28 protein-coding genes and 1 pseudogene are annotated in these 26,944 nt (G+C 37.0%); 14 read left to right on the forward strand and 15 right to left on the reverse strand.

All coding sequences use genetic code 11. The annotated features are described in order from the left end of the window. Window positions 1–67 precede the first annotated feature (67 nt). The gene (locus tag ESP02_RS01035; protein ID WP_002400206.1) at window positions 68–1,408 is read right to left on the reverse strand and encodes a cell wall metabolism sensor histidine kinase WalK; all 1,341 of its coding nucleotides are present in this window, start codon (window positions 1,406–1,408) and stop codon (window positions 68–70) included. A 4-nt stretch (window positions 1,409–1,412) separates the two neighbouring features. After that, on the reverse strand, window positions 1,413–2,087 hold the full coding sequence (locus ESP02_RS01040; RefSeq protein ID WP_002400205.1) for a response regulator transcription factor: 675 nt from the start codon (window positions 2,085–2,087) through the stop codon (window positions 1,413–1,415). A 219-nt stretch (window positions 2,088–2,306) separates the two neighbouring features. Between ESP02_RS01040 and ESP02_RS01045 the strand changes: the two genes are divergently transcribed. Genes ESP02_RS01045 through ESP02_RS01055 form a run of 3 tightly spaced genes read left to right on the forward strand, consistent with a single transcriptional unit; the run spans window position 2,307 to window position 4,727 of the window. After that, window positions 2,307–3,380 (forward strand): ABC transporter permease, encoded by a 1,074-nt coding sequence (locus ESP02_RS01045; protein ID WP_002400204.1) that lies wholly within the window; start codon window positions 2,307–2,309, stop codon window positions 3,378–3,380. Window positions 3,381–3,385: 5 nt separating this feature from the next. Continuing rightward, window positions 3,386–4,072, forward strand: a complete 687-nt coding sequence (locus ESP02_RS01050) for an ABC transporter ATP-binding protein (RefSeq protein WP_002400203.1) — start codon at window positions 3,386–3,388, stop codon at window positions 4,070–4,072. Between the two features lie 7 nt (window positions 4,073–4,079). Beyond that, window positions 4,080–4,727 carry a TetR/AcrR family transcriptional regulator gene (locus tag ESP02_RS01055; protein ID WP_002400202.1) on the forward strand — a complete coding sequence of 216 codons (648 nt, stop codon included), beginning with the start codon at window positions 4,080–4,082 and terminating at the stop codon, window positions 4,725–4,727. A gap of 75 nt (window positions 4,728–4,802) precedes the next feature. On the opposite strand, the gene ESP02_RS01060 is transcribed toward ESP02_RS01055, so the two are convergent. Then, window positions 4,803–5,588 carry a hypothetical protein gene (locus ESP02_RS01060; RefSeq protein WP_025478280.1) on the reverse strand — a complete coding sequence of 262 codons (786 nt, stop codon included), beginning with the start codon at window positions 5,586–5,588 and terminating at the stop codon, window positions 4,803–4,805. 49 nt (window positions 5,589–5,637) lie between these two features. Between ESP02_RS01060 and ESP02_RS01065 the strand changes: the two are divergent. Continuing rightward, window positions 5,638–5,763 (forward strand): annotated as a pseudogene (locus ESP02_RS01065) (LPXTG cell wall anchor domain-containing protein); the annotation flags it as partial. A gap of 91 nt (window positions 5,764–5,854) precedes the next feature. Further along, window positions 5,855–6,697 carry a class C sortase gene (locus ESP02_RS01070; RefSeq protein WP_002400199.1) on the forward strand — a complete coding sequence of 281 codons (843 nt, stop codon included), beginning with the start codon at window positions 5,855–5,857 and terminating at the stop codon, window positions 6,695–6,697. Window positions 6,698–6,818: 121 nt separating this feature from the next. Here the strand turns inward: ESP02_RS01070 and ESP02_RS01075 are convergent, their stop codons facing one another. Further along, a complete protein-coding gene (locus ESP02_RS01075; RefSeq protein WP_002400198.1) occupies window positions 6,819–7,694 on the reverse strand; it encodes a MurR/RpiR family transcriptional regulator in 876 nt (291 codons plus the stop codon). 206 nt (window positions 7,695–7,900) lie between these two features. Here ESP02_RS01075 and ESP02_RS01080 point away from each other — a divergent pair, with 206 nt between their 5' ends. The 9 genes from ESP02_RS01080 (at window position 7,901) to ESP02_RS01125 (ending at window position 15,822) form a co-directional block, all read left to right on the forward strand. Then, window positions 7,901–8,932: a Gfo/Idh/MocA family oxidoreductase gene (locus tag ESP02_RS01080; RefSeq protein ID WP_002400197.1), complete on the forward strand. Its 1,032-nt coding sequence runs from the start codon at window positions 7,901–7,903 to the stop codon at window positions 8,930–8,932. 96 nt (window positions 8,933–9,028) lie between these two features. Then, complete coding sequence (locus tag ESP02_RS01085; RefSeq protein ID WP_002400196.1) at window positions 9,029–9,334, forward strand: hypothetical protein; 306 nt, start codon at window positions 9,029–9,031, stop codon at window positions 9,332–9,334. Window positions 9,335–9,520: 186 nt separating this feature from the next. Beyond that, window positions 9,521–11,536, forward strand: coding sequence for a PTS sugar transporter subunit IIA (locus tag ESP02_RS01090; protein ID WP_025478279.1), 2,016 nt, complete (start codon window positions 9,521–9,523; stop codon window positions 11,534–11,536). 1 nt (window position 11,537) lies between these two features. Then, window positions 11,538–11,822 carry a PTS sugar transporter subunit IIB gene (locus ESP02_RS01095; protein WP_002315031.1) on the forward strand — a complete coding sequence of 95 codons (285 nt, stop codon included), beginning with the start codon at window positions 11,538–11,540 and terminating at the stop codon, window positions 11,820–11,822. A 25-nt stretch (window positions 11,823–11,847) separates the two neighbouring features. Continuing rightward, window positions 11,848–13,221: a PTS ascorbate transporter subunit IIC gene (locus tag ESP02_RS01100; protein WP_002313768.1), complete on the forward strand. Its 1,374-nt coding sequence runs from the start codon at window positions 11,848–11,850 to the stop codon at window positions 13,219–13,221. A 619-nt stretch (window positions 13,222–13,840) separates the two neighbouring features. Next, the gene (locus ESP02_RS01110) at window positions 13,841–14,083 is read left to right on the forward strand and encodes a hypothetical protein (RefSeq protein WP_038398919.1); all 243 of its coding nucleotides are present in this window, start codon (window positions 13,841–13,843) and stop codon (window positions 14,081–14,083) included. Between the two features lie 70 nt (window positions 14,084–14,153). Beyond that, window positions 14,154–14,486: a hypothetical protein gene (locus tag ESP02_RS01115; protein WP_002309277.1), complete on the forward strand. Its 333-nt coding sequence runs from the start codon at window positions 14,154–14,156 to the stop codon at window positions 14,484–14,486. Between the two features lie 25 nt (window positions 14,487–14,511). Beyond that, complete coding sequence (locus ESP02_RS01120; RefSeq protein WP_002329193.1) at window positions 14,512–14,754, forward strand: hypothetical protein; 243 nt, start codon at window positions 14,512–14,514, stop codon at window positions 14,752–14,754. A 123-nt stretch (window positions 14,755–14,877) separates the two neighbouring features. After that, window positions 14,878–15,822, forward strand: a complete 945-nt coding sequence (locus ESP02_RS01125) for an L-lactate dehydrogenase (RefSeq protein ID WP_002400190.1) — start codon at window positions 14,878–14,880, stop codon at window positions 15,820–15,822. A gap of 660 nt (window positions 15,823–16,482) precedes the next feature. Here the strand turns inward: ESP02_RS01125 and ESP02_RS01130 are convergent. The 11 genes from ESP02_RS01130 to ESP02_RS01180 all read right to left on the reverse strand — a co-directional run bounded on the left by ESP02_RS01130 (window position 16,483) and on the right by ESP02_RS01180 (window position 26,898). Next, window positions 16,483–16,881: a type II toxin-antitoxin system death-on-curing family toxin gene (locus ESP02_RS01130; RefSeq protein WP_002400189.1), complete on the reverse strand. Its 399-nt coding sequence runs from the start codon at window positions 16,879–16,881 to the stop codon at window positions 16,483–16,485. Continuing rightward, window positions 16,878–17,114, reverse strand: a complete 237-nt coding sequence (locus ESP02_RS01135; RefSeq protein WP_002289715.1) for an AbrB family transcriptional regulator — start codon at window positions 17,112–17,114, stop codon at window positions 16,878–16,880. The genes ESP02_RS01130 and ESP02_RS01135 overlap by 4 nt, the downstream gene beginning before the upstream one ends. A gap of 153 nt (window positions 17,115–17,267) precedes the next feature. After that, the gene (locus tag ESP02_RS01140; protein ID WP_002400186.1) at window positions 17,268–17,552 is read right to left on the reverse strand and encodes a hypothetical protein; all 285 of its coding nucleotides are present in this window, start codon (window positions 17,550–17,552) and stop codon (window positions 17,268–17,270) included. A 170-nt stretch (window positions 17,553–17,722) separates the two neighbouring features. Beyond that, window positions 17,723–19,951 carry a type IA DNA topoisomerase gene (gene topB, locus ESP02_RS01145; protein WP_044146630.1) on the reverse strand — a complete coding sequence of 743 codons (2,229 nt, stop codon included), beginning with the start codon at window positions 19,949–19,951 and terminating at the stop codon, window positions 17,723–17,725. A gap of 170 nt (window positions 19,952–20,121) precedes the next feature. After that, window positions 20,122–20,532 (reverse strand): VOC family protein, encoded by a 411-nt coding sequence (locus tag ESP02_RS01150; RefSeq protein ID WP_002299733.1) that lies wholly within the window; start codon window positions 20,530–20,532, stop codon window positions 20,122–20,124. A 118-nt stretch (window positions 20,533–20,650) separates the two neighbouring features. Further along, window positions 20,651–21,814: an LCP family protein gene (locus ESP02_RS01155; RefSeq protein ID WP_002400183.1), complete on the reverse strand. Its 1,164-nt coding sequence runs from the start codon at window positions 21,812–21,814 to the stop codon at window positions 20,651–20,653. A 177-nt stretch (window positions 21,815–21,991) separates the two neighbouring features. Further along, on the reverse strand, window positions 21,992–22,846 hold the full coding sequence (gene aroE / locus ESP02_RS01160; RefSeq protein ID WP_038398913.1) for a shikimate dehydrogenase: 855 nt from the start codon (window positions 22,844–22,846) through the stop codon (window positions 21,992–21,994). Window positions 22,847–23,124: 278 nt separating this feature from the next. After that, on the reverse strand, window positions 23,125–23,895 hold the full coding sequence (locus ESP02_RS01165; RefSeq protein WP_002309294.1) for an ABC transporter ATP-binding protein: 771 nt from the start codon (window positions 23,893–23,895) through the stop codon (window positions 23,125–23,127). Between the two features lie 2 nt (window positions 23,896–23,897). Then, complete coding sequence (locus ESP02_RS01170; RefSeq protein ID WP_002309295.1) at window positions 23,898–24,779, reverse strand: ABC transporter permease; 882 nt, start codon at window positions 24,777–24,779, stop codon at window positions 23,898–23,900. Further along, window positions 24,776–25,825 carry a tryptophan ABC transporter substrate-binding protein gene (gene trpX / locus ESP02_RS01175; protein ID WP_038398910.1) on the reverse strand — a complete coding sequence of 350 codons (1,050 nt, stop codon included), beginning with the start codon at window positions 25,823–25,825 and terminating at the stop codon, window positions 24,776–24,778. Before trpX ends, ESP02_RS01170 begins: the two co-directional genes overlap by 4 nt. Window positions 25,826–26,274: 449 nt before the next feature. Then, complete coding sequence (locus ESP02_RS01180; RefSeq protein WP_002372636.1) at window positions 26,275–26,898, reverse strand: hypothetical protein; 624 nt, start codon at window positions 26,896–26,898, stop codon at window positions 26,275–26,277. Window positions 26,899–26,944: the final 46 nt, after the last annotated feature.

A 26,944-nucleotide genomic window follows, 5' to 3' on the forward strand; every position in this document is an offset into this window, starting at 1 on the left:
ATTCGGAAAAGGGCTGTGACAAGATTATTGTCACAGCCCTTTTCCTAGTATGTTTTAGAGTTAAGCATTATTTTTTAGGCTTCAACGGTAATTGGACTTTAAAATCAACTCCTTGTGGAAGATAATTGGATACAGAAATTTGTCCGTGGTGCTGTTTGATTATCTGTTTTGCAATCGCCAAGCCAAGTCCGTAACCGCCAGTTTCCTTCGCACGAGATTGATCTTCCCGATAAAATCGATCAAAGATTCTTACTTGATCTTCTTCACTGATAGAAGGGCCAGTATTCTTTACGTGAATCAGCCATTCTTTATGGTTAACAGACGAATCCAAAATGATTTTATCTTTTGGATTCGTATATTTTAAGGCATTATCTAGCAAAATAACCAAAACTTGATGGATCTTTTTTTCGTCAATTGGTATTTCTGATGTTGCCTCGTTATGAAGGATAAACTCTTTTCCGTCTATGATGGCCATCTCTTGAAATGGTTTAACAAGATTTTCGATATATTCCTGTGTATTAATCATTTGTTTTGAAAGTAGCTGCTGATCAGAATCGTTTCGGGCAATCGTCAGCAGATCCGAAGTCAATCCAGTGAGCCGTCTCGTCTCTGACAATGCTTGAGCAATACTTTCAGATTCCTCAATGATGGTATGATCAGGTTTGGTAAATAGATGTTCCAAACTATTTTGAATAATCGTTAACGGTGTACGTAATTCATGAGAAGCATTTTCGACAAATTCTTTTTGCCTTCTCCAAGAAAGAATGATAGGGCGCATGCTTAGACTAGACAAGTAGTAACTAATGCCAATTGAGATAAGCCAGAAAACAACCATACACAAAATCATAATTGTGCGAAAAGTCGCTAATGAATCCTTGATTTGATTTGTATTTTCTAAAATTTGGATATAGGCAACGCCAACTTGATTCGTCTCTGCTTTTTTCGTAATCGAACGGAAGGAGAGAGTAGACGAGTCGTTTTCTTCATTTAATTCAATATTTTGGATGGTATTCAGATTTTTCGTATCCATTTTTAATTCTTTGATCTGATTGAAGCGTCCACCAATAGCTGCCTTATTCAATATCTCACCTTTTTCAGACCACAAGATCACTTGAGTGTTAAATCGGTCATTTGATGGTTCCATCAATGGTTGTTCCATGTTGGGTCTGTTTTGTTCCGTTTGTGTCTGGTTCAAAAAGGGATCACCTTGCTGATACCTTTGTATCTCTAATTGCACTGTCCGAGAATCAAAATCTGTTTTCTCTAATGAAAGATCCGTTTCTCTGTATGCGGATTGGTTCAATATCTGTAAAGTAATGAACCCCAGAAGAAAAAAGATCAAGGCAAATGCTGCTACATTCGTTGCAAAAAAACGGCTGCGCTGCTTGCGTGTAATATCTCCATTCATTTCATCACACCTCTTGCAGTATATAACCGACGTTACGTAAGGTTTTGATTTCTTTATCCAATCCAGTACTTCGCAGATGTTTTCGTAAGTTGCTCATATAAACTTCAATAACTGTAATCGTCGTATCAGAATCAAATCCCCAGATCCGGTCAAATATCTGCTCTTTTGTCAAAATGATTCCTTTATTTTGCAAAAAATAAACGAGCAATTCAAACTCTTTTCCTTGTATGGGCAAAACTTGTTCTTTATACAAGACTTCATTGCTTTTTAAATCACAACTGATATCCTTATACTTCAGAACGTTTTCATCAAAGAGACCTAGCGAGCGTTTCAATAATGCTTTCACGCGCATGATCAATTCTTCTCGATAGAACGGTTTTGTCAGGTAATCATCTGCACCACGTTCAAATCCTTCAATCTTATCCTCCAAACTATCTTTTGCTGTCAAAATCAATACAGGAGTCTGTATTTTTTCTTTCCGTAGCTTTGCTAAGACTTCATAACCATTCATTTCCGGCATCATCAAATCCAAGATTGCAAGGTCGTAAACACCGCTTTCCAACTCAAATAGTCCTTCACTACCGTTATAAACTTGTGTTATCTCACCAATTGTAGTGAGTATTTCTTTTATATTATTGGATAATACTTTATCGTCTTCTACTACTAATAGTTTAATCATTTTCCCACCTCATTGATTTGGTCACTTTAGTTTATCATGGAAAGCATAAATAAGACTTAAATAATCCTATTATGCCACATGTTAAGATTTTATGGAAAGATGTCTTAGACAATTTATTGATAAAAAATCCAACAGAAGTGACAAAATGTCACTTTAGAGTTACACTATTCAACGAGTGACATTTTGTCACTATCAACATATCATAGGGAGGAAAACCAAATGTTTCTAGCTATTAAAGAAATTCGCTATTCTAAATTACGGTATGGCTTGATCATCGGGATCATGTTCTTGATTGCGTATGTCGTATTTATGTTATCTGGACTAGCAAATGGGCTTTCTGAAGAATTCAAGAAAGCAATCGATGATTGGGATGCACAAGAGATTGTTTTATCAGAGGACGCCAATCAAGTATTTGCTGCTTCACAATTAACAAGAGAAGATCTGACATATATTGAAGGAGGAGAAAAAGCACCGATTGGATTATACAGCGGTGCAGTCAAAGGAAAAAACAAAGAAAATGTCACAGTTTTCGGCACGTCAAAAAAAGCATTCTTATTACCAAAACTCACGAAAGGGCATGAATTCAAAACAAAGAATGAAATCATCATTTCGCAAAACCTGGCTGATTCAGGTTATAAAATCGGAGATACAATCAAAATTGGCAGTTACAACGATCCTTTGACGATTGTTGGTATCTTTCCTGCAACTTATTACACTGTTTCTCCAGTCATCTATACATCTCTTGATACGTGGACTGCTTTGAAGTATGGAAAACAGCCATTTGCTTCTGAAGAGGAACAGCCAATCAATGGAATCGTTACAAAGAATTCTGCTAAAATTTCGAAAGAAAAAGCATCAAAGGAACTACAGTTACTAACTATTGAGACGTTCATTGAAAGCATTCCTGGCTATTCTGCCCAAAACATGACCTTAAACGCGATGATCTACTTTTTGTTCTTAGTAGTCGCTGCCGTGGTCGGTATTTTTATGTATGTGATCACTCTTCAAAAAACCGCTATTTTTGGAGTAATGAAAGCACAAGGAATCAAAAATTCCTTCATTGCTAAATCTTTAGTCGCACAATCATTTATTGTGGGGTTAGTAGGCGTACTGATTGCTCTTGTGTTTGCTTATCTGACTAGTCTGATTTTACCAAGTGCGATGCCTTTTGCTGTTTTTTGGTCCCAATGGCTGCTATATAGTGGGATTTTGATCATTGTCGCGATGCTAGGCGGTCTCTTTTCAATCCGTACAATAACAAAAGTAGACCCAATTACAGCAATAGGAGGTTAATAAAAATGAAAGAAATATTGACGATGAAAAAAGTTACCAAGACATTCGGTTCTGGTCATACAAAGGTCTCAGCTTTGAAAGGAATTGATTTTTATGTAAAGGAAGGGGAATTCGTCAGCATTATTGGTCCTTCTGGTTCAGGTAAAAGTACGTTTCTCACCATTTCAGGAGGATTGCAAACACCGACTTCCGGAGAAATAGTGATCAACGGTCATTCATTAACCGAACTTCCAGAAAAAAAACGAGCAGATTTGCGTTTTCAAGAAATTGGATTTATTCTCCAAAGCTCTAATCTGATTCCTTTTTTAACGGTAAAAGAGCAATTTGAACTAGTTGATCAAGTCACTTCAAAAAAAGATGTTTCCAAAAAAAGCGATTCTTTACTGCAATCTTTAGATATCCAGTCACTAAAGAACAGTTATCCTAAAGATCTTTCTGGTGGGGAAAGACAGAGAGTGGCAATTGCTCGCGCTTTATATAATGAACCGAGCTTGATCTTAGCGGACGAACCAACAGCTAGTTTAGACACCGATCATGCATATGAGGTCGTGAAATTACTGGTTAAAGAAGCTCATGAAAAACAAAAAGCAACTATTATGGTTACTCATGATGTCCGTATGATTCAGTGGAGTGATCGCGTTTATCGAATGGAAGATGGGTACTTGACAGAAGAAGAGAAAGAGAAAAAATGAGTACTTCATGACAAGGATGGGCAATCCACGTATAATCAGAGATAAAGGAGAGATGTGGATGCCAAAAGAAACTTTTTTCAATTTGCCGAAAGCAAAGAAACAGCGAATCGACGACCTATTGTTAGAGATATTTTGCTCACAGCACATCAGCCAAGTAAAAGTCTCAGAAATTGTTGAGAAGATGGGAATGTCGCGCGGCGCTTTTTATAAATATTTTCAAGATCTAGAAGATGCTTATTTGTATACGATCAAAAACAGTTCTCGTATAGTACATCAAGATATCTTGACATTCATTAGTGAAAACAAACAACATTTCTTTTTAGGGATCGAAAAGTATTTGGAGTGGTGCAGCAATTTAGATCACAATAGTATCTATTGGCAAAGATTATACTTGTTGACCCAGAGAAATGATCAGCAGACAACCAAACGCAGAGAGCTAACTGCTGATTCTCCTATGAACGACAAATGGCTAGAATTACTAAAAATTAATCATTTTACCATTCAATCGTCGGAAGAAGCAGTTAGCTTCTTATACTTTTCCATGTCTCTCGTAATGAACTCATTGACGGATCTCATTGCAAATGGCTGGACAAAAGAAGAACTATTAAAAGATTTTCGCTATAAATCTCGTTGGATTGCGGAAGGTATACAATAAAAAGAAACAGCTATGTCTATTTGTCCTGATATTTTTATCAGGATGGTAGAGTATACATAGCTGTTTTTTGATTGTTTATAGTTCAAATAAGCGGATCAACTCTTCTTCATTTGCGAATGACACACTATCATCAATCAACATATAAGGAACATGGGTATTCGGAATTGGTTGATTCGTGACGATCAGATCATACTCAAGAAGATTGTACTTCGAAAGTTGATTTTCAGTGATAGCAGTTGTCTCAGAGTGAATCTTATGCACAGCAAGAACATCACTGACATATTCTTCAATGTATCGACTATGTCGAAGACTTAAGTCACTGACGATCAGTATTTTTTTATCGGAAGTATAATGGTGTATTTCAGGATTACCAATAAGCATCCAAAATATATAGCTAGATAAATAATAAATCAAATTTCGATTCAGTAGGGTGGAATAAAATTGAAGTTCTGCACGAAATCCAGCATATAGACGTATATGGCGATGTTGCATCTGTTCCGCAAAGAAAGTGGCACGGATCGTCAAATGAGTCGTATCGTATGGAAAAATACGTGAGAAAAAATAAATTTGAGTTAAGAGTCGAACAACAAATTCTTCGTTTTTTTCTTTGCAATCAGCAGATGAAAATGAACAATAGGATATATTTTTTCGTATCTGTTCACTGATTTCATTTTTTTCTTTCTCCGAAAATTCCGAAAAAATCGTATTGACAAAATAGTTCACTACTTTTATATAGCTGCTGTACTTCAATTTCCCTAAAAGATTTTTCAAGATCAAAAAGTCTTTTTTATCTATATTTATCAACTTTACATAAGGGTCTCCAGCTTTCCATTCGAATGGATTTCCTTGTGATTCCCGCATAAGATGCACAACAAAATACATAATAAAGAAAGATTGCTCATAAGGACTTTCTAAACACAAAGGTACACTTCCTTCAACAGGTGGTAAGGGAATCTATCTTTATATTGGTGCAGGAGTGATCCTTCTATTGATTGCTGGATTGTACTTTGCTAGACGCAAGCATAGTCAGATTTAATCTTTGTACATGAATTGGAAAGAGGAGCAGTGGCTTACGCAATTGCTCCTTTTTCTTTTATTAACAACTAGCCAGCACAAGGAGAACACAAATGAAACAAAAGAAAAGGAACTATCTAGATCTGCTAATGATCCTTCTGCTTCTGTCAGGGATAGGCGTCTTAGCTTATCCCTTCGTTAGCGATGCTCTGAATAACTACTTGGATCAGCAAATCATCTCTCATTATCAGCAACAAGCAGTAAAAGAAAATGAAGCAGTCATGGCCAAAACCAAAAAAAACATGACAAAGAAAAACCAGCAATTAGCAAAAAAAGGAGGAAATCCCGGTGTCGATCCCTTTACTAAGAAAAAGGAACCAGTGAAAACGGACAAAACCTATTTTGAAAAACATACGATCGGCGTTCTGACGATTCCTGAAATCAATGTCCATTTACCGATTTTTGACGAAACAAATACCGTGCTGCTAGAAAAAGGTGCTTCGTTATTGGAAGGGACATCTTATCCTACTGGGGGAGAAAGTACACACGCCGTTATTTCTAGTCATCGGGGACTGCCTCAAGCAAAGTTGTTCACTGACTTGCCAAAACTGACTTTAGGTGATTCTTTCTATATCGAGATCAACGGACAGACACTTGCTTATCAAGTCGATCAGATAAAGACGGTAGAACCAACTGATACAAAAGACCTGAGTATCGAAAAAGGAAAGGATTTCGTGACACTATTGACTTGTACACCTTATATGATCAACAGTCATCGCTTACTTGTCAGAGGGCATCGCGTTCCTTATCATGCAAAAGAAGTGCAGAAAGAAGTACAGAAAGTATCTGAGAACAAACGTTTCTTCCTGTACGGATTGATAGCTATAAGTATACTGATTTTTCTGTTTCTTATTTATCTTTTTCGGCAAACATTTAAAATAAGAAACAGAAGGTAACTGTGTCTCTTTTCTATGATAGATGTATTCAAAGCAATGCGTAAACAAATAGACTGGCTGAAGTTTGAAAAAGAAAACTTCAGCCAGTCTATATTTATAACGATATCAAAGAAAGCTTGTCTCAATTTTTCCGATATTCTTTAAGAAGGCCTTTTTGCATCAATTCTTGTTTGTTTTTCAAGTTGCGGATATTCTCTTCAAAATTTTGAGAATATATCACTGAGAATAACGTATTTAATACGTAATCGAAGGCAATTTGAGAGGAGAAAGTCGCTACTTTAGCAAAATCATATTCCTCCTGCGATATAACAAGACACATATCAGCCTGTTTGGCCATTTCTGAATGCTGATTTCCGGTAATCAATAATGTTGGAGCTCCTACATGCTTTAGATAGGTCATTATCCGTTCATAATGATGGATACGACCGCTGTAGCTAATAAAAACTGCGCAATCCTCGCTAGTCAAATTGGCTGCATTCCAAGAAGAATCACTATATTCTTCGGCCAAGATCAAAAATTTATTCAACTTGACCATTTTATTCTGGAACTTCCTTGCCGTGATTTGGGAATCACCTTTTGCAAAAAGAAAAATTCGCTGTGCATTGTTCAATACTTTACTGATGTTATCCAAATCTTGATGCTCGATCTGCAATTGCGCTTTTTTTATTGACTGGATCGACAAATCTGCCATTTTCTTTGCAATTTGCTGTGTGTTATCTTCACTTGAAAAAGGAAAATTAGGATCGACTGTTTGATTAAACTGGGCAATCAATTGATGAACTTCCCGTCCTAATTCGAAACGAAATTCTTTAAATCCGCTGAAGCCCATTTTTTTGCATAAACGAATAATAGCTGAATGGGAAGTATACGTAGCTTTTGCTAATTCTTCAATCGTCATGTAGACTGCGGCTTCGATATTCCTCCGAATATAATCAGCAATCCGTTTCTCTGTCGTGGTAAACAACTCTTGTTTGGTTAATTTTTCTTCAATAAGCATGATCTGACCTCCAAATTCTATCTTACTGATAAATGCTTGGTTCCGCCACTCTCTTTTTGATTTTTTACCTTACTTTGAACATAAATTTCACCAAACCAAATGATAACAAATGTTTTTCTGAACTTTTTTGCCAGAATGGCTATTATAGACACTTTCTATATTTTTCTAAGATATACTGAAAACAACAATAAAAGGAGGCATAAATCATGCTTACAATCGCTTATCTCGGCAATGGAAAGAGTACAAATCGCTATCATTTGCCATTTTCAAGAAAACTTACGGATAAAATCAATATCAAAAAAATTTTTTCCCCATCTAAACCAGTATGGGAAACATTTGAAGACATCGAATATACCGATCAATTGTCTGATCTTTGGAATGATCCTGAGATCCAATTAGTTGTCATTACTACGCCAAGTCAATTTCATTATGAATATGGAAAAATGGCACTCGAACATGGAAAAAATGTATTGGTAGAAAAACCTTTTGCAGAAACGTCAAAGGAAGCAGAAGAGTTATTTGCATTAGCAAAAGAAAAAGGGCTATTTATCCAATGTTACCAAAACAGACGGTTCGATTCTGACTTCTTGACAGTCCAAAAAGTAATCGAAAGCGGAAAATTAGGGGATATTTTAGAAGTAGAAATGCATTACGATTATTTCAGACCAGAAGTACCAGAAACTACACATGAATTTTCTACTGCAAACAGCTATTTATATGGACATGCTTGTCATACAGTAGACCAAGTTCTTTCTTATTTCGGCGAACCAGATGATATCCGTTATGATGTTCGTCAACTATTAGGGAAAGGACGAATGAATGATTACTTCGATCTGGACTTTTTCTACGGAAACATGAAAATTTCGATAAAATCCAGCTATTTCCGTATCAAAGAACGTCCGAGTTTCGTCGTTTATGGAAAAAAGGGGATGTTCGTGAAACAAACGAAAGATCGGCAAGAAGAACATCTTAAAATGTTTTATATGCCTGATCATGAAGACTTTGGGATCGACTTGCCCGAGCACTACGGTGTATTGACTTATATAGATGAACAAGGCGATTATCATGAAGAAAAAGTGATTTCCGAGGTCGGTGATTACAGTCGCGTCTACGAAGGCATTTACGAGACATTAGTCAATGGCGCAGAAAAAGTCATTAAAGATGAAGAAACAATCTTACAGATGAAAATTTTGGAAGAAGGAATCAAAGGCATTCAAGAATCAGAAGGTAAAAGATGAAAACATGACATATTTGTAAGAATCGGGTTTGTTTTTTGACGCACAAACTGTCTTATTGTACGATGAAAAAGTATAGAATTACTAGGAGGAACCAATATGACAAATTATGATGGTGAAAAACACAAACGATTAAGAGGTTCAATGGCCCCTAAAACGGAAGAGGAAGTAGCTCTAGCAGGTACTAATTCTGGTGAAACAGAAGATAAAGAAGAATCATTAGCTGGCACAAACTCCGGTGAAACAGAAAACAAAGAAACAGCTTTATCCGGTTCCAATTCTGTAGAAGAAGAATCAGAGTCTAACGAACCTAATCGCTTTGAAAAAGATATCGAAAAAGCGGTTGAAGAGGTCAAAGAAAAATTTGAAGAACTGACTTCAAAAAAGAAACACGATCATCATTGATCGAACGAAATTGATTGAAATTTATTCATAAAAGCAGGGAGCCATTTGGTCACCTGCTTTTTTTCTGTAACTCGATAGAGGTCGTTTGGTACAGTCGTAAAAAAAATCTAACTGTAAGTTGTACCAAACGACCCTCGATTTAAAAGCGGTATCATACTAGAATACAAATAGGAGGTGAACAGCGCTGTGAACTACAAAATTAGTTATCTCCTGAAAACACCCAGAGAAATCAGTCTAGAAAAAGCAGCCGAGATCATCGAAGTAAATATAGACGAGGCAATCAAACAACTTGCTCCCTTTGCCGAATATATGGATGAGACCCATGTCCGTCTGAAAAAATTTCGAGCGATCGACTGGGCAGAAAAATACGTGAATATCACTCGCTTTGAAGCGGTGTACACCGAACAAGAGCGTAGAGATCTTCTTTATTTGATGGTCTATTCGAATACCATACCTATTTCTGTATTTCATTTTCAAGACTTTCTTCAGGTTTCTAAAGGAACAGTCCTATCGGGTATCAAAAAAGTAAGAAAGGAATTAGAAGGGGAAGAATGTCAGCTGACATATACTAGAAAAGCAGGCTTTAGGCTACTAGGGTCAGAAGTGATATTGAGAAGGGAAGCAAAAAATCGCACTGCTCATTTAATGCAATCGCTTGCTGGAAGATTTGGTCTTACGTATTTAACCGCAATGCTTTCTCTTGATTGTTATGCAAAAGCTAGAGATTTGTTAGACAACACAATCTCTCTATCAGATCTTCGCTTTGCACCCAATCGAATGGATGAGTTAGCGTATTATTTAAGTTTGACCACTAATCGAATGGGGAAAATATCTGTAGAAAAGGTAAAAGATGCTGAACTTTTAGCTTCTCTTGCAATCAATGACATCAGCCGACAAATATTGACTGGCTTAGGCTACTCCGAACATCTAGAGTCAGAGATTCTATTTTTCTCTCTTTGCTTAGCCTCAATTGTTGAAGGAGATATCCAAGAGCCTGCGCTTGATTTTTTGCTGGAATGTTCTTCAGAAGTCATCCATCGCATGGAATTCCTGATGGCCATAGAATTTGATTCATTTCGTGAATTATTGATGAATGTCTTTTATCACTTGGTACCTGCCTATTTTCGTATTTCTTATTCTTTTTATTTGCCTAATGTGATGATTGATCAAATCAAACATCAATATGCTTCCATCTATGAAATGACAAGAAAAGCATTGCGTCCGTTAGAAAAACGGATAGGGAAGAGCATCCCTGAAGAAGAGGTTGGTTTTTTCACTATACTATTCGGCGGAGAAATAAGAAAAGTAGATGCAGAAGAGAGGAACAGAAAAATAAGAGCCGTGATCGTCTGTCCAAGTGGTATTAGCTCTTCATTGATCTTAAAAAGCGAACTTCAGCAATTATTCCCGATGATCCTTTTTACAGAGACCAATTCAGCTGATCGCTTGCACGAGATTGACGGAACTTCCTACGATATTGTTTTTTCTACTGTGCCTCTCACGCTTACGAATAAGAAAAAGTCATTGTATGTCCTACAACCAATCATGACTGACTTGGAAAAAAACCAACTGATCAATCAAGTACAAAGAGATTGGCTGATACCAGGATTCTCCATGCCTTCTGCTCAAGAATTGCTAGCTGCGCTACTTCCATATATCGAATTAAAAGAAGGTGTAGATGAAGAAAAGCTCTATCAAGTCTTAAATCGTAAAATGAACAAACTTTTAGAAAAGAAGGAGGATCAACGTCCTATGCTATCTGAATTATTAACAGAAGAAATGATCCAATTATCCGATCAACCAAAAAACTGGCAAGAAGCAATCACACTTGCCGCACAGCCACTATTATTAAAGAATAAAATAGAGGAGAGTTATATCAAAGCGATGATTGAACGTGTGAAGCAGTATGGTGCGTTTATCCACATCGGCGACCACATCGCACTGCCGCATGCTCGTCCGGAAGACGGTGTAAACGAAGTAGGGATGTCTTTGCTGAAACTTCAACAACCAGTTGATCTAATCGATGATCCTGCTCATCCCATCAGCTTATTTATCTGTTTAGCCGCTATCGATAACGAGGCACATCTTCGAGCGTTGGCAAATTTAACCAAGCTGCTTTCTAATAAACAAAATCTTCAAGAGCTATTACAAGCCTCAACAAAAGAAGAAATACTAGCAATCATAAAAAAAGGAGACGAATAACATGAAAATTTTTGCAGTGTGTCAAAGTGGATTAGGAACAAGTTTTATGGTAGAGATGAACATCAAACAAGCTCTTGCAGATCTTGGAGCAGATGTGGACGATTTCGAAGTAAGTCATACGGATGTTGGGAGTGTATCTAGCGATATGGCGGATTATTTCTTCATTGAACATTCTTTGAAAGATACACTTACTTCTATACCGGATGAAAAACTCGTGCCGTTGCAATCGATCATCGACAGTGATGAAGTAAAAGAAAAAGTAGGACAAATCTTGTCAAAAGAATAAAAATGATTCAAGGGAGGAAATATCAATGGATAAATTGTTGAATTTGTTTGTTTCAATCGTCAGTCAGCCCTCCATCCTCGTTTCTCTGATTGCACTACTTGGGCTTGTTCTGCAAAAGAAGAAGTTTTCAGAAGTGATCCAAGGAACCATCAAAACATTTGTCGGATTCTTAGTATTGATTGGCGGCGCTGGACTGATCAGTAATTCATTAACCCCTTTCGCTTCGATGTTCCAAACGGCTCTGCATACCCAAGGCGTGGTTCCAAGCAATGAAGCAGTAGTAGCGATTGCTTTACAACAATTCGGGACACCTACTGCCTTGATCATGCTAGTAGGGATGATCGTGAATATTCTACTTGCTCGATTCACAAGATATAAATTTATTTTTCTTACAGGTCAAGCGATGCTTTATGTTTCTTGTCTGACAGCAGTCATTTTAGTAAGCGCTGGATTTACTGCAAACGTGTGGATGATCTTATTAGGAGGGATTTTTGAAGGAACACTATTAACTATTACGCCCGCTCTTTGTCAACCATTCATGAAAAACATTACTGGGAACAACCAAGTTGCGCTGGGGCATACCGGCAATATCGGTTACGCGTCTAGCGGGTGGATCGGTAAGTTCTTTGGAAATAAAGACCGCTCTACGGAGGACATAAAGATTCCTAAAAGTTTCAGTTTTTTGCGAGATTCTACTGTATCGATCATGCTCTTGATGTCAATCGTATATGTCGCACTTGCCTTATTAGCAGGTCCTGGATTTGTTGAAAGAGAATTAAGCAATGGAGATAATGCTGTAATCTTTGCATTGATCCAAGCTGGAACATTTACAGCAGGGTTTGTTATCGTCCTTCAAGGGGTTCGGATGGTGTTGGCAGAAATCGTTCCAGCATTCCAAGGAATCGCTAAAAAGCTTGTACCTGATTCTAAACCAGCGTTAGATGTCCCTATCGTTTTTCCATATGCACCTAATGCTGTATTGATTGGCTTTTTTGTCAGCTTCTTTGTAGGAACGCTATCGATGTTTGCCATGATAGGCTTACAGACTACAGTCATCATCCCTGGAGTAGTTGGCCATTTCTTCTGCGGAGCTGCTTCTGGTGTTTTCGGCAACTCGACTGGCGGTAGAAGAGGGGCGGTATTAGGTTCTGCTTTCAATAGCTTATTGATTAGTTGGTTGCCATTATTTATCCTTCCGGTATTAGGAGATCTTAAAATCGCTTCTTCTACATTTGCCGATACTGATTATCTAGTACCAGGACTTGTACTTGGGAAACTAGGAGAATACGGTCAAATGGCATTGACAGTCGGAATCATCGCTTTCTTTTTACTTGTCGTATTATCTAGCTTTCTTTTTGCCGGAAAAAGAACAAACATTGTTTCTAAAGAACAGAATTAAGCAAGTTTCAAAATAAAAACTGCTTGGACAATATCAGAAGACGATTTAATGTTTTCTGATATGTCGCAAGCAGTTTTTTGTTTTATGCATTTATTGAAAGACTTATCCGTGTATTAACTAAACTCAATCAATAGAAGAAGAAAAAAGTTGATGGCACCATATAGGAGATAAGTTGCTATAAATGGATGTTTTAGTAGTGGCTGTTTCCACTTTTGCTTCTTTTCATTTGATAAATACTCACTAGTAAGCATACAGTGATGATAGATACGCTGATCTTTCTAACTTGGAAGATTAGCGTCCATAGATGAGAATCCATTGTTAATTGGACACGTGGCAGAAAAAAATAGAGTACACTCAAAAAGACATACTTTATCCAAGATGAACCATTGGACTTATTCTTCATAATATTCACTCATTTCAATAGATTCGTCAGACAGATAGACTTTTGTTTGGTACATCTCATAAGGTATATCCGATACTAGTGTACTCATTTCTTATCTTTCAATAAACATATAGAAGGAACAGTTTTTTCATAAATAAGAAAAAGCAGTTCCTTTTTTAAACTTCTTTTATTGTATCCTTTAGATAATGTGATTGAAGAAGGGAGGAGGAGATGAAAATGGTAAAGGCTTGGTTGAGTGGTTTAACTGCTTACAGCGTTGTTGGACAAACTGATTTATTTTCTGCGTTCGCTATGTACTTGTCTAAGTATCGTTTTGTGTTATTAGGTGCTCTTTTTTTCGTGATTCTATTAACTGTTCTGTTGAGCAAAAAGATGTCCGCAAGTTCAAGTACGAAGAGTAAAGTACCTGGTAATAAGGGTTTTCAGAAGCAGCAGCAATATAAAAACTATCGTAAGTGATATTTTCTATCTCTTTAAAGAAATCAAAGGATGATACGGCAACTATTTACTATTTACAATGAGGTGAAGCATGGGAAATTTTGCATTTATCATAACTTTTTTAAGCGAATTTGCTGTCTTAGCACAAAATGAAGGAACTGGTATTTTTGCCACCTTCGTTGCTATGTATCTCATCCGATACGGATTGTCCACGTTTTTTGCCGTCTATCTGTTCATTTTTATCGTCAAACAGTTCTATGAATATCTAAAAGGCACCAGTATACGAAAAAACAAACGCCGATTTAAAAGACAGTTAGCTGCATCCTATAAAATACAAAAGAAAACGATCCAAGAAAATTACGAAAAAGGATTGACTGATACGGATAAAGTAAAGAAAAACGTTTATAATAAAACAAAACTTTAGATGGGACAATGAGGGAGCAGAGCAAATGGATATAGGGATTTCAATCGTAAATGAAGGGATATTGATTTTAGGTGCGATTGGCTTTTTATTATGGTTAATTATTTTTGGCTTGGTTTTATTTTCAGTTCTAAAGCGTACAAGGAAAAAGTATAGCTTTGATAAAGGCGGAGCTAAAGTAGCTCCATTAGTGATAGCGTTAGTACTTTTAGTTGTGTTAGCAGGGTACATGGGTGTAATCGTTTATCAGTTATCTGTTGTACGTATTTAGGAATTCGTTTCCATCAAAAATTATAATAACAACTATTATAATTAACATATTGATAAAATGAATAAACAAGACTATAATTTCCATGAAAGTAACAAATAGTTATGAAAAAGGAGCTGTTTATTCATGAAAAAAACAAGTCGTAAAGTAGTAATCGTCGGTACAGGTTTTGTTGGAACAAGTATCGCTTATGCAATGATCAACCAAGGAATCTCTAATGAATTAGTCTTGATCGATGTGAACCAAGAAAAAGCAGAAGGGGAAGCACTGGATCTATTAGATGGTATGGCTTGGGGCGATGAAAACGTTGCTGTATGGTCAGGCGGTTATGAAGAATGTAAAGATGCAGATATCGTTGTTATCACAGCTGGTATCAACCAAAAACCTGGTCAATCTCGTTTAGATTTAGTTAAGACAAATGCGTCAATCATGCGCCAAATCGTCAAAGAAATCATGGGCTCAGGATTCGACGGAATTATCGTTGTTGCTTCAAACCCAGTAGATATTTTAACATATATCGCTTGGAACGAATCAGGCCTGCCAACATCACGTGTTATCGGTACTGGTACAACATTGGATACAACTCGTTTCCGTAAAGAAATCGCATTGAAATTAAAAGTAGACCCACGTAGCGTTCACGGCTATATCTTAGGTGAACATGGTGATTCAGAAGTTGCTGCATGGTCACATACAACTGTTGGTGGTAAACCAGTTTTTGAAATCGTAGAAAAAGATCATCGTATCGCTAAAGACGAATTAGATGTAATTGCTGATAAAGTTCGTAATGCTGCTTATGAGATCATTGATCGTAAAAAAGCAACTTATTATGGTATTGGTATGAGTACTGCACGTATCGTAAAAGCTATCTTGAATAACGAACAAGCTGTATTGCCTGTATCTGCTTACTTAACTGGTGAATACGACGAAAAAGATATCTTTACAGGTGTGCCATCAATCGTTGACGAAAATGGTGTTCGTGAAGTTGTTGAATTATCCATCAACGAAGAAGAAAAAGCAATGTTCAGCAAATCAACAAGTGCTTTAAGAGAAGTATTGAACACTGTATTATAAGAAATAATGAGTAAGAACTAAAAAGTCAAAACCTGCTTAACAGCTGAAATATCTGTTAAGCAGGTTTTTTATTGATATCTATAGGTAAGCAAATAAACAGAATGATTATAATTGATCCGGTCGAAAATGATCCATACGTATGAAATGTAATCTGCTGATTAAATAATCGAATCGATATCAATGACAACTAAAACTTAAGTAAATGATTTATCTATGTGATTAAAAATCCTTCAGTGATGGCAAACACAAATACAGTGAGTCATAATCTGATGAACTGTATAAAGAAAATGGTTTTTATCATTTAATTAAACGTTAAAAAAGTAAGAAAAACTGCAAAATTTTTTTATAATTTTGCACAAGTAGATTTTGATGGAAAAATGACGATTTTTGATAAAAAACCGTTCGAGAGAGGTTTATTATTTTTTAAATCTACTTTGTATAATATATATTATGTAAACTAAAATATATAAAAAATCAATCTACTAGTTCTAAACCACTATTTCCTGCTACTCACTCTTTCGTATTCCTTTTAAATCAATTATTTCACAATTAATCCATATTTTTATGAAAAAACTATTTTGTATGATCAATCATACAAAAAAATCAGCATATTCCTTAATGACATGCTGATCTAATTGAGAAATAAAGTTTTTAATTCGTTCATTTTATTGCGGTTTGTCGTAAATAATTGGTTATCTTGGACTTTAGTGAATCGAAATCCAATGAACTAGTGGTAATCATTATGATAAAATCAACAGCTTCTTGACGAGAAAAAGCAACTGGACAATTATTCAATTGAAGAAACAACAACATGGCAACAAGAGCAGTTCGTTTATTGCCATTATGAAAAGGATGTTTTTTAGCTAAATTAATTGCTAAAATCGCCGCTTTTTCGTAGACTTCGGGATAGAGTTCTTGATTAAATACCGCTTGTGAAGGCTGTTTAACAGCCATATCTAATGCATTGGCATCTTTTACACCAATCATTTCGCCTGGTGAGTAACGTAAAATAACTTTTGCGTTGATTTTGATAATTTCTTTAGTCGAAAGATACCTCATAAATCAACCAAATCTTTTAACGCGTCTTCATATTGATTCATGATCGAATCAACTAACGAATCAATATCAGGTTCTTCTTGTGCTTTAATCATTCGTACAGAACCATCAGATTGAAAAACATAACTGATTGCGTCACCTGTCTGCACACCCATGAATTCTTTTACTTCTGGTGGGATAGTTGTTACATCGCTATTGCCAGATTTTCTAATTTTATACTTTTTCATTTTTTTCATATTTCGCCACCCTCTATACCATTCTATAGTAAGTACATTATATCCAAGTATATACATTTAATCAATGTATATACTATTGATTTACTTTTTCTTACGAAAAAATGACAAAGAAAAAAGTTTGTGACATGACTTTTGTCACAAACTCTCGTATTCTTAACCAAAATATTGATGGAATACTTGTGTAATAACTGGTAGGAAATAAATAATAATCATAGCCGCTACCACCATCAACAATTGTTTACGCTGTTTCTTTCGCTTCAATATGCTTGTCGTTTTATGAAAAAAATAAGTAGCGCTTTTAGCTCCTGCAGTCAAAGTCGATAAAATCAGCGTTGGTGAATATGCTGTTTGATTGTGCGTCAATGACAACAACTTCGTCCCGTAATCAGGATACTTTAGAAATGCTTGGTACACAGCCACAATCGTGATTGCTCCCATAAGATAATTTAAAAATGAATGCACTTTTTTCAAATAAAAAAACTCCTTGCTATCTATATAAAATCAGCCTACCCTAACTTTTTTGCTTGATTGACTGATATTTTTTAGTTTTATTAGTATTTATATTCTCACTTTTCGGAATAAATATTCTGCTATTTCATTGTTTTCATTTACTCTACTTCGTTTTCATTATTTTTTCTTGATGTTTCTTTGTTTCCATCAACTGCTTTTGTTCCACTGTTTTCGATCCAAGGAAAAGAAAAACCAATCGTCATATCTTCTTTTAATACTAAAACTGCATCGAATTTTCCTTTTTTACCAGTAAAACCTTTGACAACTTTACTTGTCTTTCCTTTTGAAAGCAAATCTCTGAGATTCGTTTTAGTCAGCTTCTTTTTAGCTACTGTTGGCCACAATTTGAAGTCGCATTCCGGGTTCAAGCATGTAGCGATTTTAGGATAAAGCATGACTGTCCCTTTTTTACATTTTGGACATCTTCCTAATTGATCGTTTTTCTTCTCCATCGCTTTTATCTGGCGTGTTCCGCTGATCTCATCTGAAAAATCTACCTTATCGATTTGATTAGGTACTTCTGTCAATAAATGTAGGATGAATTTTTTGATGTTCTCTAAAAAAACAGATGGCGTCCCTTCTTGGTTACCAATTTTTCTCAAGTATCCTTCCCAGCGTGCAGTCATTTCTGCACTTGTCAGCAATGGTTCATTAGCTACTGCCTTACAAAGAGTGATTCCTTTTGGCGTAACGATTATTTCGTTTTTATTGACTTCGATGTAATGTTTCTGCTTAAGATTTTCAATGATATTGGCCCGTGTAGCTTCTGTTCCTATTCCTTCTACTTCTTTGAGGATTTCTTGCGCTTCATCATTATCCAGCGTTTTTCCCGCAGTTTTCATTGCTGTGATCAACGTTCCTTCGGTATAGGGTTTCGGAGGTTGTGTTTCTTTCTCCATACTTTTCAGCTCTACTTCTGCTTCTTCATTTTCTACGATAAGAGGAAGAGTCTGAGCTTCTTTCTTTTTTGACTTGATGCGCAAGATTTCCTGCCACCCTTGCTGTAATGGGATCTTTCCGATGCTTTTTAGCTTTAATTGCTGTACACCTGTCATTACAGTCGTCTCTTCATAAATATAATCTGCGGCAAACATAGCCACAGTGGTACGTAAGACTTGCAAATAGATTGCTTGCTGTAATTTAGATAGCTTCGCAAAGCGTGCAGGAGTCGGAATCGTCTTTGTCGGAATGATTGCGTGATGTTCTTGAACTTTTTTCGCATCGACATACCGTTTCTTTGCTCTGATCTCAGTTGTCTGTACTTCTTCTATTCCTAAAAACTTTTTATAGTTTTGCAGATGTTTAACCAGATACTGATGCTCATTTTCTGTGATGTAAAAGGAATCCGTTCTTGGATAGCTTAGAAACTTGCTTTCATACAGTCCTTGAGCAGCATCAAGTGTGGCTTTAGCACTTGCTTTCATTAGCTGATTCATCTTTGTCTGCAAACTAGATAGCGAAAATAAACGTGGGCTATGCAACCTCTTTTCCTTTTTCATAACTTCAAGAATCCGTCCGTTTTGCTTACCTAAATGCGCTCCGAGTCTCTCTATTTCCTTCGTTAACTCTTCTTGGGTTTTAAATGCTTTTTTTGGTACGATTTTTCCAGAAAACTGTCCTTTGTTTGTCGTAATTAAACCTTCTCCTTCAAAGTAGGTTTCTTTTTTGAAGTGTTTGATTTCTTCTTGCAGCTGATAAATCATATAGAGTGTCGGCGTTTGTACACGACCAAGAGAAAAACTGCCATCAATCCCTTTTCGTTGAAGCAGTAAGCTATATAATGGGCTTCCGTTCATTCCAATCAGCCAATCAGCATTCTGCCTTGCTTGCGCTTCTTTATATTTTGGAAAATAGTTCTTTCCAGGTTGGAGATTCTTAAAGCCTTCATATATTGCTTCTTTTTCAAGAGAATTGATCCATAAACGCAAATAGTTCTTTTCTTTAGAAAAGGCGTTTGCTTGTCGAATAATTGACCACGCGATGGCTTCACCTTCTCGATCACCATCTGTTGCAATAATGATGGTATCGGCTGACTGCAATTCTCGTTTTACGATCGAAAATTGTGCACGTTTGTCCATTGGAACTTCGTAACGGAAGGTTTCTGGGAAAATAGGCAAATTTTCTAAAGACCATTTTGCCCAACGCTCTTCATAAGCTCCTGGAGCAACCATATCTACCAAATGTCCAAAACCATAAGTGATGGTTACTTCACCAGCAAACAATGGATCGCTGATTTCATAATACCCTTCATGCCGCTTTCGCTGTTGGAAGGTTTCGGCATAGGCTTTTGCTTGTGAAGGTTTTTCAGCTAGTATCACCGTCTTCATCTTCTGACCTCCGTTACTTAATTTTTTGCGGACTTCTCTATTATGGAACATATTTTCGCATCTGGCAATAAAAAAAAGATACCGTATAGTCGAAATAGGCACAAAAAACATCAAGCAAACAAACGATGTTCCGTTTGCTGCTTGATGTTTCTAGAAAATATCTTTAGCTGTCACTCTTGGTTAATCTGCCAGTTGATGCCAAATCGATCAGTTACCATCCCATACAACTGAGCCCACGGAACAGCATCCAGCGGCATCTCAATCTTACCACCCTCAGCTAAGCTTTCAAATAGACGCTTCGTTTCTTCTTCATTTCTTGTCTGGATGACTAAAGAAACATTATTTCCAACAACTAATTCAGGACCAATTCCTTCTGGCGTATCTGCAAACATAACTAATGTATCATAAATGTTCAACCGTGCATTCGTGATTAGATTTTTTGCTTCTTCTGGCAAGTTCATTTGTTCTATTCCAGGCATTTCACCGTATGTGGTGATACCTGATGCTTCAGTCTCAAAAACTTTTTCATAAAAAGCGATGGCTTCACGAGACTCATTTTTGAAGTTCAGATAGATATCCAATGAAAACAGCTCCTTTCTTGGTTATAATCTACCATAAGAAAGCGTTTTTTACGAGTGAATCGTTTGATTGATTCATGACAAAAGCCTTGCCGTAGCTTCTTCTTGATCTTTTTTATGATCATTTATTCAAAAAATCTGTAATAGCAGATTGATTCATTTGATTATCAATTTCAAGAATACTTCCAGCATAATCACTTTGCCCATAATTCCACGAACCGTCTACTGGCACACTTATTCGATCAATGCCACCAGCTCCTCGTGCAATCGAAAAGAGGTTTTTCGTCAGGAACCAAGCAGTGACATCTGTGGATGTATACCCTAAAGCTTTACCAGCTGCATAAGGTGCACGGATCAGATTCAATGGATTCTTCAATTGGCTGAAAATAGCATTCATTACTTGTTGTTGGCGTCTGACACGGCCAAAGTCTCCTTCTTCATCCATTCGGAAACGTGCATATTGCAAAAGAACATGTCCATCCATCTTCTGGATCCCTTTTTTAATATCTACACCATCCAGATTCAGATCTTTTTCTGCATCGATCTTCACTCCGTTCATGAATAAGGCATCGATCACTTTTTCAAACGATTTGAAATCGACTTTCGCATAGTATTGACAATCGATTCCAAAATTTTCTACTAAAGTTTGACGCACTAGATTGGCTCCTCCGTATGCATAAGCTGAATTGATCTTATTTTGTCCTACCCCTGGGATCGTAACGAAGCTGTCACGCATAAAAGAAATCAGTTTCGGCTTATGGGAAGGACCATCCAACTGTAAGACCATGATCGTATCGGCTCGCCCGGCATCTTCTCCGCGTGTATCACTCCCAAGAATCAAAATATTATGCGCACCATTCGTCGCTTTTTGCCCATGAAAGGTTTCTGAAGTCGCTGCCTCTAAGCTCGTGTCATGTTCAGCTACATATTTACCAATAAAAAATGAGATTCCTGAATAAAGGATCAAAACAAGCAAAATCGATAGAATGATTTTTTTCCACGATTGCTTTCTTCGAGGCTTCAACGGTTTGTTCTTCTTTTGCCGATTGAAAAATTTTTTATTTTTTTGTTGTTCTTCTGCTCTTGGTGCATCTCTATATATCTGTTGTTCGTGTTGGTTCAAATGTTCAAATGAGTGCTGCTCTCTTTCATAAATACGGGTAGCATCTTCCTCATTTTCCATACGCGTTTGTTTTCGTTCTCTTCTAGCAAAAATACTCCCCGTATCCCGCTTCAGAGGTTTCGCCTTCTTATGGATGTCCTTATAGCGATCCATCCGACTCATTGTGGTTCCTCCTCGTTTCTTACTGATAAATAAAGGATACGATAACCAATCGACAAAAGCCTATCATTTTTTGATAATTTAATAAAAAATAACGAAATAAATGCTTCGATACATAAAGGATTACTTTTCTTGAGACCGTTTATGCGAGATTAAAAAATCTTTATCTATTATCCTTCTTTAATCAAACAGCTTTTCAATCACATGGATCGGCATCTTTTCCTTTGTCCATAATTCAAACGCGATTGCTCCTTGGTAGATCAACATGCCAAGTCCATTGTATCCTTTTGCTCCTACTTTTTTTGCTTCTTTTAATAAACGTGTTTCTCTAGGTTCATAAATCAAATCAAAAACCGCTAGATTCTCATGCATCATGTTTATATCTAAGAGCGGTGACTGATTGATTTTCTTTCCCATCCCGATATCTGTTGCATTGACTAGAAGGCAACTTTCTTTCAAGTCTTTTCTTAATTGATCCGTATCGGCAAAGTCACGAACTTTTATCTTACAAGAAGTTCGATAGCTGAGTTGTTCGAATGTTTCTTTTACTTGAGCGAATGTTTGGTTGTTTCGTTTATAAACTACGATTTCCTCAGCGCCGTCTAACGCTGCTTGAACAGTGACTGCCTTTGCTGCACCTCCAGCGCCCAGTAGAGTCATTTTTTTCTTTTCGATCGAAATCCCAGCTTCTTGCACGGATTGCATGAAGCCCGCACCATCGGTATTATAGCCAATCAAACGACCCTTTTCGTGCACGATCGTATTCACTGCTCCGATCAATTGTGCTTCCTGACTTACCTCATCCAGGTAAGGAATAACCGCTGTTTTATTCGGCATCGAAAGGTTTACACCTAACATATCAAAAGTTCGAATACTTTCGACTGCTTGCTTCAAATTCATTGGATTTACTTTGAAAGCTAAATACACCGCATCGATATCGTTTGCTTCAAAAGCAGTATTGTGCATCAATGGAGATAAACTGTGAGAAGCTGGATCAGCAAAGAGCCCAGCTAATTTGGTTTTTCCAGAAATCATCTTATTCCTCCTTTGTTCTTACTTCAATAAAAAAAGCCACTTAGCGTTTGTTACGAAAAAGTACGAAACGTCTAGGTGGCAAAGTAGCAAATTCTTTTCTCATCGTTCACTTGTCAGAGCAAAGAATATTCTATTTAATTGTTAAAATCATTGACTACGCGATCCTACAAAACACCCATATATGTTCAATTGTTTATTGTTTTAAGTATAGGATGAATCAAAGGAAGATGTCAATGAGTTTTCAAGTCCTTCTACTGGAAGGAGACTTTCTGTCGAAATCAATCCACTACTTCTTCAAAGAATTGCAAAAGGTCGCCCATTGTCAAATGTTGCTTTTCTTTTTCAGAAAGATCCTGAACGATTTTTCCTTTTTGAAGTACGATCAGACGATTTCCGTATTTCAAAGCGTCTTCCATTCGATGCGTGATCATGAGACAAGTCAATTTTTGTTCATTGATCCGCTGATTGGTTAACTGCATTAATGCTTTAGCTGTTTTAGGATCTAAAGCGGCAGTATGTTCATCTAATAACAGTAATTCAGGAGCCGTGATCGTCGCCATCAGCAAACTTAATGCTTGGCGTTGACCGCCAGATAATTCCCCTGCTGGAGTATCCAAATGTTGTTCTAGGCCATTACCGACTTCTTGACATAGTCTGAAAAAATCTTCTTTTTGATTTTTCAAGTTACGTAAACGGAATTTCCGCTTTTGCCCTCTTTTTTGTGCAAGCAGCAGATTTTCTGCTACAGTCATCCGGGGTGCCGTTCCCATCTTAGGGTCTTGGAAAACCCGAGAAAGGAATCGTGCTCTTTTTTCTTCTGAATCTTTTGTGATCAGCTGATCTTTAAAAGAGATCGATCCTTGACTGAGTTGAAGCGTACCAGCGATTGTATTGAACAGTGTGCTTTTTCCAGCACCATTCCCGCCAAGGACAGTGATGAAGTCTCCTTCTCTGATTGTAAGGTTGATTTCATCCAATAGTACTTTCTCTTCATTCATTCCATTGTTTACGACTTTTCTGCCATTTTTGATTGTCAATATATCTGTCATTACTATGCCTCCTTCTCAAAACCCGTTTTTAAGTTCAGTGCTTTCTTCAATTGCGGGATCATCAGACAAATAGCTAAGATGATAGCGGAGAACAACTTCAGATAAGTCGTGTCAAACCCTAGTTTGATTACTACTAAAATCAATAGCTGATAAATGATACTGCCGACAACAATAGCAATCAATCTTTCTGCTAGCGTCAATTCTTGGAAGATCACTTCACCGATGATGATGGAAGCAAGACCGATGACGATTACGCCAATCCCTTTATTTACATCTGCATATCCGTCGTTCTGGGCAATCAGCGCACCGGATAATGCAATGACACCGTTCGACAAAGTTAAACCTAAAATTTTCATACGATCGGTTTTTATCCCTAACGACCGAGCCATCGTTTCGTTGTCTCCTGTCGCAATATAGCCTTGACCTAAATCTGTATTGAAGAAGAATAGCAGTACAGCAATCAAGATGCCCAAAGAGATGAAGCCAAGAAGGACTGTGTCAAAGTAATCAGGTAACCCAAAGCGATGGAAGCTGTCTTGTAGAATCGGATGATTCAATAAAGAAAGATTTGGTGTTCGCATCACAAACAAAATAACTGAGTTCAATCCTGACATCACTAAAATCCCTGCTAGAATAACCGGTATCTTTCCTTTTGTATAAAGTAACCCTGTAATGAGTCCTGCTACCATACCAGCGCCTACGCCCAATAACGTAGCTAAAATCGGTGCTACCCCATGAGTGATAGCTGTCACACAGACAGCAGCACCTAATGGGAAGGACCCTTCTGTCGTCATATCAGGAAAATCTAAGATCCGATAGGTCATGAAAATCCCTAATCCTAATATTGCCCAAAGCATGCCTTGTGAAATAGCTGATACGATCATTTGTCATCCTCCTTAGATGTTTCTTGTTGCGACTCATCTGTAATGATTTTGGCTTTTTCTTTCATCGATTGAGGAATAGTGATTCCTAAGCGATCAGCCTGAGATTGATTGATCACTGTATCCCCTTGATCAAATGTATAAACAGGCGTCGTTTCCGGTTTTTCTTTTCCGCTCGCAAGTTCTGCCGCCATCTTACCGCTTTGAAGCCCTAATTGATATTGGTTGATCCCGATTGTTGCTAGTCCGCCTTGTTCTACCATTGTATCCACAGATGGAATGACGGGGATATTTGCTTTATTCGCTTCTTTCACCACTGTCTGCATCGCATTGGCAATCGTATTGTCTAATGGAACATAGATAAAATCGACTTGTCGGCTCATCACTTGTACCGTTTGTGCAATCTCATTAGTGGAAGGCACCGCATATTTTACTGCTTCTAACCCTTCTTTTTTTGCAGCTTCTTCCGCTTGTGCGACTTGGTATTTTGAATTATCTTCCGAAGAAGCATACAAGATCCCGACTTTTTTTGCATTTGGCAACAAATCAGAAGCAAGCTTGATTTGTGAAGCAACAGGTGGCTGATCAGAAACACCTGTCACGTTTCCACCAGGCTTCTCTAAAGAACCAACTAATCCAGCCCCCACAGGATCCGTTACAGCACCTAGTACAACGGGGATCGACGAAGTCGTGTTTGCTAATGATTGAGCAGCAGGCGTTGCGATTCCGATCAAAACATCAGGATCGGATTGTACTAGCTGTTGACTCATTGTGGCTAGCTTGCTCTGATCGGCTTGTCCATTTTGAAATTTGATTTCAAGATTTTCTCCTTCTTTTAATCCTTCTTCTTTCAGACCATCTTTGATCCCTCGATAAATCTCATCTAATGCCGGATGGCTCACATATTGCAATACCCCGACAACTGTTGTTTTCTTTGTCTGGTTCGTCGAAGTACTTTCTTTTTCTCCTGAGGCTTTTCCATAAATAAATGCACCAGCTAAATAAACTAAAATAATTACTACAACTGTTATTAAACGTTTGTTTTTCATTTTTTTCCTCCTGCAAAGTCAATCTTTTTATTTATTATAATCAGGCAAGTATCCAGTCTACAAAAAAAGACAATGGCCAAAACGGTCATTGTCTTTACACAAAAAACCGCATAGATAGGATCTATGCGGCAGTCAATGTTCATGTCTAGCATAGATACAAGCTTTAGAAATGCACTCTAAAAAGTTGTATCTATGGGAAAGTTTCACCATTAATACAACTTATCTACGCCAGCTGCGCCAATTTTTTTTGTTCTCTGCTGAAATACGTTTTGATAAGTTCATTACAGGTCACCCTTTCCTTAAGAATTGATTTAAGTCTAATCGAATTTTTGAATTTCGTCAACTATATTTTTCATTTTTTTCATTTGTTATTTTGAAGATCAAACATCACTTGTTCTGATAATTAAAAATAGCGCTATATAGACCCACCATTTCATCACACTAACGACTCAATTAGCAGTCTCGGCGTTTGGGGAAGCTGTTCCTGTTCTATCCATTTCTTCTTCTAATTGTTTAATATTGGCTAACGGTAGTCGATTCAGCTCAGGGATCAACTCCTTATCAAAATCAGTTATTCCTCCCTTACCCGCAGTTATCCGATTTGCTTCTTTTCCTCCATCAAAGAAAATAAATGTCACTTCATCCGTTCGTATGTTATATTTTTGTTCCAGTTCATGTACATCATAAACGATCGGATAATAAAAGATCGGTCGATTCAATTCTTCCATAAGCTCAGGATCATTAAAGACATCCAGCATATCCTGATAGGTTTTCCCGTTCGGTTTGCTGAACATCACCGATATCGCTCGGCTTTGTTTGATTTTCTGATCCGCTTGGCTGTAATCAAAAGGTTTTAATTTTCTGGTTGGTATGGATGAATAAACAAGACTATTTACTTGCTCTTCTCGGATTTTTTCCGGCAACAAAAACATCGCAATTGTTAGCAGCAATGATAAGATGAGCAGAAACACAAGACGTCGAAAATACTTACTTGGATTTTCTGCGAATGACACTGAGAAATGTTCATTCATTTCTTGTACTCTCGATTTAACTGCTTCCCAAATAACAAACACCTTCTTTTCTACTTTTTCTCCTATTTTTTATTATACCTAAAAATTT

It is taken from the genome of Enterococcus sp. NBRC 3427 (assembly GCF_007996925.1).
Lineage (GTDB): Bacteria > Bacillota > Bacilli > Lactobacillales > Enterococcaceae > Enterococcus_B > Enterococcus_B lactis.

Coding starts and splice junctions, on each gene's coding strand:
- ESP02_RS01035 (WP_002400206.1), bottom strand. CDS start 1,408: ATGAATGGAGATATTACACGCAAGCAGCGCAGCCGTTTTTTTGCAACG.
- ESP02_RS01040 (WP_002400205.1), bottom strand. CDS start 2,087: ATGATTAAACTATTAGTAGTAGAAGACGATAAAGTATTATCCAATAAT.
- ESP02_RS01045 (WP_002400204.1), top strand. CDS start 2,307: ATGTTTCTAGCTATTAAAGAAATTCGCTATTCTAAATTACGGTATGGC.
- ESP02_RS01050 (WP_002400203.1), top strand. CDS start 3,386: ATGAAAGAAATATTGACGATGAAAAAAGTTACCAAGACATTCGGTTCT.
- ESP02_RS01055 (WP_002400202.1), top strand. CDS start 4,080: ATGACAAGGATGGGCAATCCACGTATAATCAGAGATAAAGGAGAGATG.
- ESP02_RS01060 (WP_025478280.1), bottom strand. CDS start 5,588: ATGCGGGAATCACAAGGAAATCCATTCGAATGGAAAGCTGGAGACCCT.
- ESP02_RS01070 (WP_002400199.1), top strand. CDS start 5,855: ATGAAACAAAAGAAAAGGAACTATCTAGATCTGCTAATGATCCTTCTG.
- ESP02_RS01075 (WP_002400198.1), bottom strand. CDS start 7,694: ATGCTTATTGAAGAAAAATTAACCAAACAAGAGTTGTTTACCACGACA.
- ESP02_RS01080 (WP_002400197.1), top strand. CDS start 7,901: ATGCTTACAATCGCTTATCTCGGCAATGGAAAGAGTACAAATCGCTAT.
- ESP02_RS01085 (WP_002400196.1), top strand. CDS start 9,029: ATGACAAATTATGATGGTGAAAAACACAAACGATTAAGAGGTTCAATG.
- ESP02_RS01095 (WP_002315031.1), top strand. CDS start 11,538: ATGAAAATTTTTGCAGTGTGTCAAAGTGGATTAGGAACAAGTTTTATG.
- ESP02_RS01100 (WP_002313768.1), top strand. CDS start 11,848: ATGGATAAATTGTTGAATTTGTTTGTTTCAATCGTCAGTCAGCCCTCC.
- ESP02_RS01110 (WP_038398919.1), top strand. CDS start 13,841: ATGGTAAAGGCTTGGTTGAGTGGTTTAACTGCTTACAGCGTTGTTGGA.
- ESP02_RS01115 (WP_002309277.1), top strand. CDS start 14,154: ATGGGAAATTTTGCATTTATCATAACTTTTTTAAGCGAATTTGCTGTC.
- ESP02_RS01120 (WP_002329193.1), top strand. CDS start 14,512: ATGGATATAGGGATTTCAATCGTAAATGAAGGGATATTGATTTTAGGT.
- ESP02_RS01125 (WP_002400190.1), top strand. CDS start 14,878: ATGAAAAAAACAAGTCGTAAAGTAGTAATCGTCGGTACAGGTTTTGTT.
- ESP02_RS01130 (WP_002400189.1), bottom strand. CDS start 16,881: ATGAGGTATCTTTCGACTAAAGAAATTATCAAAATCAACGCAAAAGTT.
- ESP02_RS01135 (WP_002289715.1), bottom strand. CDS start 17,114: ATGAAAAAAATGAAAAAGTATAAAATTAGAAAATCTGGCAATAGCGAT.
- ESP02_RS01140 (WP_002400186.1), bottom strand. CDS start 17,552: ATGGGAGCAATCACGATTGTGGCTGTGTACCAAGCATTTCTAAAGTAT.
- topB (WP_044146630.1), bottom strand. CDS start 19,951: ATGAAGACGGTGATACTAGCTGAAAAACCTTCACAAGCAAAAGCCTAT.
- ESP02_RS01155 (WP_002400183.1), bottom strand. CDS start 21,814: ATGAGTCGGATGGATCGCTATAAGGACATCCATAAGAAGGCGAAACCT.
- aroE (WP_038398913.1), bottom strand. CDS start 22,846: ATGATTTCTGGAAAAACCAAATTAGCTGGGCTCTTTGCTGATCCAGCT.
- ESP02_RS01165 (WP_002309294.1), bottom strand. CDS start 23,895: ATGACAGATATATTGACAATCAAAAATGGCAGAAAAGTCGTAAACAAT.
- ESP02_RS01170 (WP_002309295.1), bottom strand. CDS start 24,779: ATGATCGTATCAGCTATTTCACAAGGCATGCTTTGGGCAATATTAGGA.
- trpX (WP_038398910.1), bottom strand. CDS start 25,825: ATGAAAAACAAACGTTTAATAACAGTTGTAGTAATTATTTTAGTTTAT.